Raw genomic sequence first — 12110 nt, 5'->3', positions numbered from 1 at the left:
CTATCCCACCTCTAAACAGCGATTTTCTTCCTAAAAATTCCTTACAATAGCCCGCTATTGCTTCAGAATTTTTAGTTGAAACTCACTATTTACAGGCGTTCTGAATCCTAAATTAGAATCGAACTCAGGTTATTAAGGTTTCGGCTGGTAAAATAAAATCTTGTTATATAGTAGGAAAAAGGAAGGCAAATAGCTACAAAATATAATTTGACATTCTATCTTATGATTAAGCTTCAAATCCCCGAATTTTAATTAAAACATTATATTTTGAGGTTTTGAACATAATTGAGCGCTTTAATAAGTCTCTTTATATTTATTTAGACCTTTTTTATTAGTCTTTTTCATTTATCAAGAGAACCCTAGATATTTAGCGAGCTGATTAAACTGATACTACAACTATCTAATGAGGATCCTGGTAAACACGGCAATCAGAATGGGAAGCACTTCAGAACTACCACACTTCAGCACCTTATTCCATCTCATTTATCCATTGCTTCACCAAAGTCAAACCTTCTTTATGAACCATTTTTCTACCTAATTCAGGCATCATAATTCCAGGGGCAGTAGATTCCATCCGAAAATGGAGAATAGATTGATCGGCATTTCCTTTTACGATATCATATTTCAATCCGCCAGAGCCTTTTCCAGCTGCAATAGGTGTTTTCCCTTCTCCCCAGGCAGCAGGATTATCTTCTGATGCCATTAAATGCAAAGCCGAATTCTTTGCAGGTCCTTCTGGACGATGGCAATGCCCACAATTAATTTCCAGGTAAGCTCTTGCCCGGTCTGCTAATGGAGCATTTTCATTTTCGTAATTCACTAACTTAGGTAAATTCCCTTTTGGAAGATTTGATAGTAGTCCATGTTCTTTCCAATATTGAAGTTGATTTTGTTCGCCATTTTCTGCATAATCATATTTTCCATTAAGCTGTCGGGCAGAAGGACCAATAGGCATGATTTTATTGCCTTTTAAATGACAGCTTCTGCATTGGTTCATATTGGGAATACTGTAGTTGATTTTTTGAGGGTTGCCTTCAACATCTCTCCAGCTGATGCTTTTGGTAGCTCCAGCTACTTCCAAATAGGCTTCGGTTTGTTCATCGTTCCAAACATAAGGTAAAGCCTTCCAACCCCCTTCCTCATGGATTAGTAATCTGGTTTCCAAAATTTTTCTTTTTCCTTTGGGTTTAGAAAAATCATTTGGGTAATAGAAGTTTTTGATTAAAATACTGCCAACTGGAAACTCCATTACTTCTGTTGGGTGATAATCAGCACTTTTGCCTTCAGGTAATTGCAGAAATCGAGCTTTATAAGCATAATCAGAGAAAAGAGCGGAGTTCAATTGGTAAGGATGGGCATTTTCATTTGGAGATAATTCAGCTAATTTGCCTCTAAAAAAATTATAATCCGAGAGGTTTTCTTTCCCTAATTCTTTATTGGAATTAAAGACGAATTGAGTGGAAGTGCTTTCTTGGGGTTCTTCTTTTTGATTTTCTTTAGTACTGCATGAAACTAGAAAGAAAATGCTAAATATGATGTGTATAGAACTTCTCATTTTACTCACAAACAAAATCTCCCAAATTTTCATTCATGTTCTCCAAATCATTTGGAGCATCCAAATTTACAAAATGCACATCCTTTTGGTCGATGCATAAAATTTCTTTTGGGGTTTTGCCTTTTGCCATAAATCCGTCAAATACAATGTCAGGAGGATTAAAAGGATATTTGAAGTTAAATAATTTCCCGAAATCATGCTGAAAAGTGGCAAACCACTTACTATTGCTGATAGTATTCTGCCTGATTTTTATATCCCAAGGATAAGGATTATAATTTTCATCCAAATCATAATTGCTGTTCACCCTTTGGGCAGAACTGGCTTGTTCTGCATTGGCTTCTGTTTCCTCTTCACTCAAAGCAGAAACCAATTCATAACTGATCACTGCTAGGCCTACAGAGCGATTATCAATGATTTCATTTTCATAAATATCTACGTTTCGAGTAGCTAAAACCATGATGCCTGTTCCCGGAGGCACAACACCTACTATATTTCCGGCAGGGGCAAAGTTTCGGTGGTTATTCTCCCTTACTTCATTGTTATAGACTTTAATATCTTCTCCATATTGAGTAAGCCCCGGCAAATCAAAAACCAGAATTCCACCAGTATTATTAATGGCTTTATTTCCATAGATTTCTACAAAGTTGGAATTTTCACTTTCAATGCCGGCTACATTTTGATAAGCTTCATTATTTCGGATAATGACAGAATCAGATTGCCCGACATAAATACCTGCATCGGAAGAGCCAATGGCTATGCAATTTTCAATTAATACATTTTTGCAAAGTACAGGATAAAGCGCATAAGCACCGTTTTTTTCACTGACTTTGCCAGTCCATTGCGCTTTAACCTTTCGAAAAGTGATGCCGTCTGTATCGGTAACTTTAATATTATCGCCTGCAGCATCTTCAATGGTGAAATCTTCCAGCAAAATGTTTTTACAATCAGCAATTTTTAAGCCTTCTGCTCCTTCTTCCTGTTTTTTGAAGGATAAAATCGTTTTATCTATACCTGCACCTTTAAAAACGATATTTGATTTTTCATCCATCAATAAGCTTTTGGAAAACCTGAAATAACCTTCAGGAATGGTAATGGTGTCACCATCACTTGCCATAATCAGAGCTGTTTGTAAATCTTTTTCAATGTTTTGCCAATTGGCATCTGCTCGGTCAGCAATTTTATTTTCTTTACATCCTAAAATGAATAAAAATATTAATAAATAAAAAACAGCTCTCATATTCCTAATTTTAAAGCAATATAATATTTCTTATGGAAAAAAATATATTAGTACTATGTTGATAAATAGGGCTTGCTTAAAAACGGATAATAGATCAAAAATGAACTTTCTATCTTTTTTGACAGTGATTATTGCCTAATAGTTTTTCAGCAAGTGCAAGCTTTTTTAGAGTCAATATCCATAATATTTACACTAGAAAATCAAAAATTGATTTTCTAGTGCTCTAGCCTCAAGCACCTCTTCTACTTCCTGGGCTTCAGCTCAAGGTATAAGAATACATCTATACTTCGCCCACTTGTATAAGAGGCACTTGAGATTAAGCAGGCCCTAAATAGAATTAGAAAGCCATTTAACAAACAATTTTAACTAAAATTGATTTATTTTATAGGTTTAATAGTTTCAGTTAAAATTATTGAAATGTTGTTCTTTCTGTTGTAGTGGTTGCTTACGCTTGTATTGATGATTAAGTAATCAGCAATAGATTTGAAGTTATGGTTTGAAAATATTAAATTGAACAATAGCAGCACAACTTTTTATAAAACAGCTTAATTACTGTTTTAAAATCTAATTGATTTAAAACTCTCCATTTAAACCATACGGTTGGGGTTTTATTTATTTTTTCACTATTATTCTAAACTGCTTTTTACTAAATTGAATTAGTTAATTTTAATAAATCAATTTGTCTGCGCAAACAGAATCATTAATTATTCGCCAACTAAGTCAGGGAAATCAAGCCGTTTTCGAACAGGTTTACTCTGAGTACTATCCAAGGTTAGTAAGTTTTGCTAATGGTTATTTGTTTGATATAGATGAAAGCAAAGAGCTGGTCCAAAATTTTTTTATAGATTTTTGGATCAAGATTACAGAAGTAAAAATTGAAAACTCTATACACTCCTATCTCTTTACTGCTGTAAAAAATCGATGCTTAAATCAAATTAAAAAGTTGAACATCACAGATAGAAAAAAACTACAATATATTGAAGCGAATTTACAAAGTCAGTTAGTAGTTGCCCCAAATAAACAACTGCAAGATTTAGAATTACAATTAATGTTGGAGGTAGATAAGCTACCACCTCAAGTAAAAAAAATATTAGTTTTGAAATATTTTAAAGGCAATAAAAGACATGAAATTGCCAAATTGCTGGGAGTTTCTGAAAACACTGTTAAGACTCAATTGCAACGTGGGAAAAAGAAATTGAAAAGTGTATTAGATAATAAAATGCTCCATATCTTTTTATCTTTAATGTGATACTAAATGAAAGGAAATCACTTCTCTTAGTAAGAGTTAGTATTATTTAATTTTATTAAAACACGAAAAATCCCAATATGTTGTCATCCCTTTTTCATATTGCATTGTCATACTATTGATAATAATGGAAAATGAAGAATAAAAATTCAGGAAAGTCTTTAGATTTTGAGATTATCTGGAAAGCTGTTCATGGTAACATGGAGGAGGATGAAAAAATCCTTTTAAATGAATGGCTGGAGCAGAATCAGAGAAATCGTGTTTATTTCCAAAAAGTTAAAGAACATTTTGCAGGCAATGAGTTGGAACTCGTTGAGGCAGATTTAAAGCACTTAAGAAATTCTTTAGCTTCCCGAAGGAAATCTCCTAAAAGTAGCAATAAGAAAAAAACTTTATTCATATCAGTTGCGGCATCCGTAATTCTAATTCTTAGTTTTATTTCTATTTTCACTAAGAGGGAGGATAAATTATTTGAATTAGAGCATGCAAAACCAATTGTTTCATACCCGGAGCCAGGCAAGCAACAAGCAATACTTCATCTTGGAGGAGGTGAAAAATTACTATTAGGCGAAAAATCAAGCTCAAATGACAAAGAAGCTGAAAAAATTGATAATTTTTTAAATCTTAAAAAAGAGTCCCTGGAGTATAAAAAGAGTTCTTCCTCAGCTTCAAAACAGCATGAATTAGAGGTTCAGACAGGTGGTGAATTTATGCTTGTCCTTTCTGACGGTACCAAAGTATGGATAAATTCAGAATCACGACTTAAATACCCGGCTAGTTTTGGTACTGATAAGCGAGTGGTTGAATTGTCAGGGGAGGCCTACTTTGAGGTTGCTCATGACGCAAGCAGACCATTTGAAGTTGTTACAGGAAATCAAACCATTAGGGTTTTGGGCACCTCATTTAATGTAACAGGTTATCCTAAAGAAGAAACAATCTCTACTCTATTGGAAGGTAAAATTCAAATTGAAACCTCTAAGAATAAAACTGCAGTGCTCTCCCCCGGAGACCAGGCGATCTATCATCCGCAAAATCAGAAATTACATAAAAAACAAGTAAATGTAGAACACTCTATAGCCTGGAAAAATGGCTTGTTTTATTTTAAGGATAAGCAACTTGAACATATAATGGAAGTGCTTGCACGCTGGTATAAGATTGAAGTAGAATATAAAAATCCACAAAAGAGGAAAATAAGATTTACAGGGACACTAAAACGCTATAGCAGCTTTAAAGAAGTAATTAATTTAATCGAAATGACAGGTGATGTAAAATTTTCTATCAGTAATAATAATAAGGTGATTATTGAATAAAAAAGGGAATGCTGCAACATTCCCTCTAAAGCATTCAGTAATAAAACCAAATGTTTAATCTAACTATACAAAACTATGAAATTATTAGTAAAACTAATCGTCTGGAGACAGTTTAGAAACGTATTTTTAATTATGAATTTAACGGGTATTCTGCTCTTTCTTTCTTTATTATCTGTATCTGCAGGAGTCTATTCGCAAGAACGGATTTCTGTACATAAAACCAATACTACAATAGATGAGCTAGTGGAGGTAATAGAGAAACAAACTGATTATCAGTTTTTTTACAATTCTAGCCTGTCCAGGCAGGTCGGCTCAATTGATATTGACATAGAAGAAGCCACCATTTATTCTTTTCTTCAAGAGCTTTCATCAAAATCGAATTTGGAATATGCCATAAAGGATCAGATTGTTATTCTTAAAGAAGGTAAAAAATCAGTCCAAAGTACTAAGACTATTCGTCAAACTTTAAGTGGGACAATCAAAGATAGCAAAACAGGAGAGGCACTCATCGGAGCCTCTGTATCTGTAAAAGGTACTTCTAATGGAACTGTGGCCGATGTAAATGGTAATTTTGATCTAGAATTAGAGACTGGGAAGTACACATTGACCGTTAGTTACATTGGTTATAAAACCAAAAATATATCAATAGAAATACTTCCTGGAGAAAACAAAGAAATCAATATTACCCTAGACAGAGAAGTGAGTTCAATGGATCAAGTGACCGTTGTGGGTAGCCGTACGACTCCGCGGACTACAATGGAATCACCAGTGCCGATTGATAATATTTCTGCCAGTGAATTGACTAGAAGTGGACAAAATGTATTGGATCAACAACTTATGTTCAAAGTACCTTCTTACAATGCAACCCAACAGCCCATATCAGATGCGGCTGCTCATTTTAGTCCTGCTGGATTAAGAGGGTTACTGCCAAGTAGAACTTTAGTATTGGTTAATGGAAAAAGAAAAAATAGTTCCGCATTGGTTTACAGTTATGTTACTCCAGGACGGGGAGAAGTAGGTGTGGATATGAAAGCAATTCCAACATCTGCAATAGAAAGAGTAGAAATATTAAGGGATGGTGCAGCTGCTCAATATGGTTCTGATGCAGTGGCAGGAGTAATAAACCTTGTACTAAAAAAGAAGTCAGATCCTTTTATTAATATGGGATATAATGTTACCTCTCAAGGTGATGGACAACAGTATAATTTTGATACAGGTTTTGGGGTTGATATTTTGGATAAAGGTTATGCTAATTTTACTTTTAGTCATATTGACCAGCAAAGGACACAGCGGGCAGGAGAAATTACGAGTCTAGAGGACGAAGCTAATTATTGGGGAGTGGATGAAACCACTGATTACTCATTATCTGACTTAGATAATTTTCTTACAAGAAATCCATCGGCTGGCTTTCAAGTTGGATTGCCCGATATGACCATCACAAGCTTTTCCTATAATACAGGTTACACCTTAAGAGAAGAAACTAACACGGAAATATATTCTTTTGGTACCTTAACAAATCGAACTGGATCTGCGCCACAGTTTGCAAGAGTGCCTTATTGGGTGCCGGGTTTTCAGGCTATATATCCAAATCAGGAATTTTTTCTTGCTGAAATGGCACCACAAATTTTGGACAATACCTTTTCATTGGGAATCAGAAGTGATTTCAATGATTGGAATTTTGATTTAAGTTCTACTTTGGGTAAAAATAGAATTGATTATTATATCAATAATTCATTTAATCAATCTTTTGCAGGAGCAAGCCCCTCGAATTTTTATAATGGCGCTCATGAATTCAGTCATGTTGTGAATAATTTAGATATATCACGTGCCTTTGAGCCAGCGGGAATTAAAGCTTTGACATTAGCATTTGGTGCAGAACATAGAACTGAAAATTTTAAAATTGAAGCTGGAGAATTCGCCTCATATGGTGATGGAGAGTCACCAGATGCGCAAGGTAACAGAACAGGTTCAGAATCTTTTCCTGGATTTAAACCTGAAAATGCTTCCAATAATTATAGAAGTAATTTAGGATTCTATACTGAGTTAACTACTGATATTACTGATGGCTTTTTAATAGGAGGTGCAGCACGTTTTGAAAACTATAGTGACTTTGGTCAGAATATCTCGTGGAAATTAAATAGTAGAGTAAAGTTATATGAGGATAAAATTAATTTGAGAGCTTCTGTGAGTAATGGTTTTAGAGCTCCTTCTCTACATCAAATTTATTATACAGCAGTGACTACAACCTTGACTGAAAATGGAGTTGTTCAGAATGGAATATTAGAAAACGAAAATCCAGCTCTTAGAGCTTTAGGGATTCCAAAATTGCAAGCTGAAACTTCTTTTAATATTGGTGCAGGTTTAACTTTTAGGATTACCGATAGAATAGGCTTAACAGCTGACGTTTACCAAATAACAGTTGATGATCGGGTAGTTTTATCAGGGCAGGTGACGGCAACAGGCGATCCAGCATCTCCTATTGATCAGGTATTATCAGATGTGGGTGTAGGATCTGCAGGTTTTTTCCTTAATGCTATTGACACAAAAACTCAAGGTTTAGATATAGTACTTAGCTTTGATGATATAACAGCAGGTAAAGGGTATTTCGAAGGGAGTATTGCTGCAAACTTTAATGAAACCACAGTGGAGTCTATTAACTTACCGAACTTTATTGTTCAAAATAATTTAGAAAATAATATTTTCTCAAGAGAGGATGTTTCAAGAATGGAAACCTGGAGGCCACAGGAAAAGATTGTAGGAAATGTAACTTACAATCTGGATAAATTTTCTGCTACCCTGTCAAGTTTGTATTATGGATCTGTAACTTATCTATCAAATAATGAGGTAGACGATGCAACCTACTCAGGTAAAACATTAGTAAATCTAAGTGTTTCATACGAGATGAATGATAATGTACAATTTACTGTAGGTGTAAATAATATAGCCGATGTATATCCGGATACTTTCGGGGAAGCTTATGCAGACAGAGGAGGTCATCCAACAGATAGAAATTTAGACTTTGTAGGAAGATTTCAATATCCATGGCAAACTACTCAGTTTGGTATAGATGGAAGAAGATATTTTGCTGAAATAAATTTCAGGTTCTAATCATTTTCATATAATTCAATTACAAAGGAGTGCGTAAAGTTTACGCACTCCTTTTTTTATGAAGGTTTCTTTAAAAAGAAAAATTTTAAGCCTCTCCCAAATAAACGCTTGCAAAAACTAGTGAATATCATTACTAAAGCTCGCCATCTATATACTAAATCTTGCGGATAGCCGGTAAAGTTTCTAAATTGTATCTTATACCTATGTAAAAACCTGACAGGTTTCAGTATCTAAAAATATTATCGACATGAAATCATTACTTTTTATCACCTTATTTCTGTTCACTTTTCACTTATCTCAGGCTCAGGTGAAATTAAATCATATTGCCGTTTATGTTGAGAATTTGGCGGAGAGCAAATCTTTCTATTCAGATATCATTGGATTAGAGGAAATTGAGGAGCCTTTTAAAGATGGATTGCACGTTTGGTACAAATTGGGCAGTACTCAATTGCATTTAATAGAAGGGGAATGGGAAGAACCAACTATTAATAAAAACAATCATTTATGTTTTAGTATAGAAGATATGCAGGGGTTTATTGAAAATTTGAAAGCTAATAAAATCCAATTTGAAAATTGGGTAGGGGAAGCAGGTGAAAAAAACCAAAGAGTGGATGGTGTTCAGCAAATTTATTTCACTGATCCTAATGGTTATTGGATTGAAGTGAATGATGATTATTGATCCTTATATTCATATTTTAATGAGCGGGTATAGGAAGTAGTTAAGGGGGTTGAAAAAGTTGAGTTTATCGAAACATCAATGGGAAGATTGTCTTCATCGTAATTTGTTTCAAATATTCTTTCGAATTTAAATCCTTCCCTCCATGGTATTGAATACTCGTACTCAGTATTAAGTTTTTTCATATTATTTAATGTCAATAATGGAGTTTTTAAGAAGAAACCTTCAACAAATCCTAAAGAATACAAAAACACCCTAGCTGAATAATTTAAACCCGAAAGCGGATTTTTTTTATCATCATATTCTAAATGGTCGGTTCTAATAGATCTCCAATCTGAAGTGTCTCTATCATTTAAAGTGAAGTTTGATTGAGGGGAAGCAATAGGTTGTGGTTTGGATTGATTATTAGTAACTCCTATATGACCGTAAGATTGCTGTTCACTCATCATGATATTTCCTGAGGCATCATATTCTAGCTTCTCTTTACTTATTAAGGATAAATCAAAATTATCAAAATTTTTAATTTCACTAAGAAATTCTTTTCCATCCCAGTAAATCGTGATTTTAGTTAGTTTTTGATCCTCATATTCAAACTCTCTTTTTGTAAAGCCCACTTCATATTTAGCAGTTGATTCATTGTAATTGCTATATATTAATTCAGTTTGAGTCATAAAGCCATTGGATGATTTTATGATGTATTCTATTTCAAATTCTTGAATTTCATTTATATGTTCCTCGATCTTTATTAATTCATAGACTACTTTGATCAATTGATTAGTGTTATTATAGTAAAACGAAATAACTCTTTTAGAAATTATTTTATCTTCATGATTGGGATTTATTGAAGTAATTATAAGTGTATTTAAAAGATTGTTTTCAGAATTAAATTCGTAGTCGAACTTCCTTTCCCTATCACGATACTCAATCTTTTTGATATCCTTGGGCAGTGAGATAATATTATCATCAGTAGGTATTTTTATATTTTCCTCAGAGCATGAAAAAAATATGAATACCAATAATATAAAAATCAAAGCATTAAATCTTTGGAACATAAAATCAAAAATATGTGGCCTTTTAAATATACTAAAAAAATAGTATACTTAAAATGCCACTCAACATGATGACTTTACAGAAATTGCTTAAAAAGTGGTAATGCTTGATGGTGTCTGCAAGACTTAATTTGTGAATGAAATAAATAACAAAAAGTGTCAATCCTGAAAAATAAAAATATAAAATATCATTCTCCAGAAATTGTGTCATATAGAAAATCAGAAAGTAAAAAACAGAGATAAGAATATATAGTAGCAATTTCGTTTTTCGGATTCCCCAGATGATCGGCAGTGTTTTACAACCAAAATTGGCATCGCCTTTCCAATCTTCCATGTCTTTTACAATTTCACGGATAAGACTGATGGCAAATGCAAAAAGCGCATAAGTATGGACGAGGATTGGTTTTTGTCCAAAATAAATGGAGATGATAGAAATGGAAAGCCCCGTTAGTGCAGCCACTATTAAATTTCCTATCAAAGGTAATCGCTTTAATTGGTTGGAATAAAGCCAAAGCATAAAAGCCGCTGCGAAGTGAATAGCTCCAATTTTCCAATCTAAAAATGTACCCATAATGATGGCAGCAAAATTTAGAAATGTATGCCAAAAAAGTACTACTCTTCTTTTGATAACTGTTCCAACTATTACTTTCTCAGGTTTATTGATGTAATCTATTTTTACATCATAATAATCATTGATGATATAACCTGCAGCCGCTAAGAAAACAGTACTTAGACTCAGTAGGAAAAGCTCAACATTAAAAATATGAATACCCTCTAACAAAAATAGTGCAGTGAGGTATTGACTGAACACTATAATTAGCAGATTTTGAATACGAATCAGCTTCACAAAACCTGGAAATGAAAAGTTCTTGGGCAACTGCTGTGTCATTTTAAGGATTCAACTGATTTCTTTTTTAAATTTCACCAATCAAATGCGTTTGTCCTAATAGGGGATGTTTTATTTTTTCGGAAATTATTCTTAATTCATTGATTGTCTAAGATATTCTGACTAATCAATCTATATATCTCCTGTACATTTTCATCACTTTGAAGCATTTCCATATGCTTATCCAAAGTTTCCAAATCACCTCTTTTAGCAGGGCCTGTTTGCACAGATTGAGGAGAATGCTTCAATGCTTTTTCAATTGTTTCCATAATAAGCGGATGGAGAAGAGAAAAATCAAGTTGAGCATTTTTCATGATTTTCTCTGAGATGCTCATCATTTGATTGGTAAAATTGCAAGCAAACACTGCGGCCAAATGCATCTGTTTGCGCTGAGCTGTTGAAATTATTTGAATATTTTTGCTTAATGACTTAGCAAGGTTATTCAAAATCTTTAAAGCTTCTTTATTTTCACTCTCCAATAAAAATGGGACTTTTTCAAAATCCAGTTTTTTATTTTTGGAGAAAGTTTGCAAAGGGTAAAATACTCCTGTTGCAGCTGCGGATGAATACTCCATCACATCTAACCCCTTACTTCCTGAAGTATGCACCATCAAACTTTGTTCTGGGAGCTTTATTTCCTGTGTTATGCTTTGGATAGCATCATCAGGAACGGCTAAAATGAAAATTTGTGAAGGGCTGTCTGAAAAATCTAAGTTTTCTTTAATCTTAGCATTGTATAAATTTCCAACCAGCTTCTTAGCAGATTTACCATCTGGCGTATAAACTTCATTCACAAAATGCCCCACGTTTTCAAGAGCAGGCGCCAAATGCCAGGCTAGATTTCCTGCTCCTATAAAACTGATATGGTAAGCTGCACTTTTCACTCTAAGCCTTTTCGCTTCATTTTATAAAATTCTGAATACCTTCTATATATTGCCATTCCAAAACCAATGGTTAAAACCAGAGTTCCAATCCATAATAGATTAATCAATGGTTTTTCCAATGCCTTTAAGATAACATAATCCTTTTGCGTAGTCCTGACT

At 33.8% G+C, this 12110-nt stretch carries 9 protein-coding genes; 4 read left to right on the top strand and 5 right to left on the bottom strand.

Annotation, left to right across the window (positions count from 1 at the left end; genetic code table 11):
* Positions 1–469: 469 nt before the first annotated feature.
* Together Q0L29_RS03670 and Q0L29_RS03665 are read right to left on the bottom strand one after the other, a co-directional pair.
* Positions 470–1555 carry an SO2930 family diheme c-type cytochrome gene (locus Q0L29_RS03670; protein WP_296619183.1) on the bottom strand — a complete coding sequence of 362 codons (1086 nt, stop codon included), beginning with the start codon at positions 1553–1555 and terminating at the stop codon, positions 470–472.
* A gap of 1 nt (position 1556) precedes the next feature.
* Positions 1557–2792 carry a parallel beta-helix domain-containing protein gene (locus Q0L29_RS03665; protein WP_296619182.1) on the bottom strand — a complete coding sequence of 412 codons (1236 nt, stop codon included), beginning with the start codon at positions 2790–2792 and terminating at the stop codon, positions 1557–1559.
* Positions 2793–3471: 679 nt separating this feature from the next.
* Between Q0L29_RS03665 and Q0L29_RS03660 the strand changes: the two genes are divergently transcribed.
* The 4 genes from Q0L29_RS03660 to Q0L29_RS03645 all read left to right on the top strand — a co-directional run bounded on the left by Q0L29_RS03660 (position 3472) and on the right by Q0L29_RS03645 (position 9135).
* Entirely contained in the window at positions 3472–4041 is a 570-nt protein-coding gene (locus Q0L29_RS03660; protein ID WP_296619180.1) for an RNA polymerase sigma-70 factor, read from the top strand.
* A gap of 131 nt (positions 4042–4172) precedes the next feature.
* Positions 4173–5348 carry a FecR domain-containing protein gene (locus Q0L29_RS03655; protein ID WP_296619179.1) on the top strand — a complete coding sequence of 392 codons (1176 nt, stop codon included), beginning with the start codon at positions 4173–4175 and terminating at the stop codon, positions 5346–5348.
* A 75-nt stretch (positions 5349–5423) separates the two neighbouring features.
* Entirely contained in the window at positions 5424–8456 is a 3033-nt protein-coding gene (locus tag Q0L29_RS03650; RefSeq protein ID WP_296619177.1) for a TonB-dependent receptor, read from the top strand.
* 247 nt (positions 8457–8703) lie between these two features.
* On the top strand, positions 8704–9135 hold the full coding sequence (locus tag Q0L29_RS03645; RefSeq protein ID WP_296619176.1) for a VOC family protein: 432 nt from the start codon (positions 8704–8706) through the stop codon (positions 9133–9135).
* Here Q0L29_RS03645 and Q0L29_RS03640 read toward each other — a convergent pair.
* The 3 genes from Q0L29_RS03640 to Q0L29_RS03630 all read right to left on the bottom strand — a co-directional run bounded on the left by Q0L29_RS03640 (position 9129) and on the right by Q0L29_RS03630 (position 11951).
* A complete protein-coding gene (locus Q0L29_RS03640; protein ID WP_296619175.1) occupies positions 9129–10184 on the bottom strand; it encodes a hypothetical protein in 1056 nt (351 codons plus the stop codon). The two genes, Q0L29_RS03645 and Q0L29_RS03640, sit on opposite strands and share 7 nt — an antisense overlap.
* A 31-nt stretch (positions 10185–10215) precedes the next feature.
* Entirely contained in the window at positions 10216–11058 is an 843-nt protein-coding gene (locus Q0L29_RS03635) for a geranylgeranylglycerol-phosphate geranylgeranyltransferase (protein WP_296619173.1), read from the bottom strand.
* Positions 11059–11165: 107 nt separating this feature from the next.
* A complete protein-coding gene (locus Q0L29_RS03630) occupies positions 11166–11951 on the bottom strand; it encodes a Rossmann-like and DUF2520 domain-containing protein (protein WP_296619172.1) in 786 nt (261 codons plus the stop codon).
* Positions 11952–12110: the final 159 nt, after the last annotated feature.

It is taken from the genome of Marivirga sp., assembly GCF_024636815.1.
Classification (GTDB): domain Bacteria; phylum Bacteroidota; class Bacteroidia; order Cytophagales; family Cyclobacteriaceae; genus Marivirga.
The sequence above is the reverse complement of the archived record's forward strand: the minus strand, read 5'-3'. Positions and strand labels throughout refer to the sequence as shown.

What these genes read in the sequence shown, in the direction of transcription:
- Q0L29_RS03670 (WP_296619183.1), bottom strand. Translation starts at nt 1,555, where the DNA reads ATGAGAAGTTCTATACACATCATATTTAGCATTTTCTTTCTAGTTTCA.
- Q0L29_RS03665 (WP_296619182.1), bottom strand. Translation starts at nt 2,792, where the DNA reads ATGAGAGCTGTTTTTTATTTATTAATATTTTTATTCATTTTAGGATGT.
- Q0L29_RS03640 (WP_296619175.1), bottom strand. Translation starts at nt 10,184, where the DNA reads ATGTTCCAAAGATTTAATGCTTTGATTTTTATATTATTGGTATTCATA.
- Q0L29_RS03645 (WP_296619176.1), top strand. Translation starts at nt 8,704, where the DNA reads ATGAAATCATTACTTTTTATCACCTTATTTCTGTTCACTTTTCACTTA.
- Q0L29_RS03655 (WP_296619179.1), top strand. Translation starts at nt 4,173, where the DNA reads ATGAAGAATAAAAATTCAGGAAAGTCTTTAGATTTTGAGATTATCTGG.
- Q0L29_RS03650 (WP_296619177.1), top strand. Translation starts at nt 5,424, where the DNA reads ATGAAATTATTAGTAAAACTAATCGTCTGGAGACAGTTTAGAAACGTA.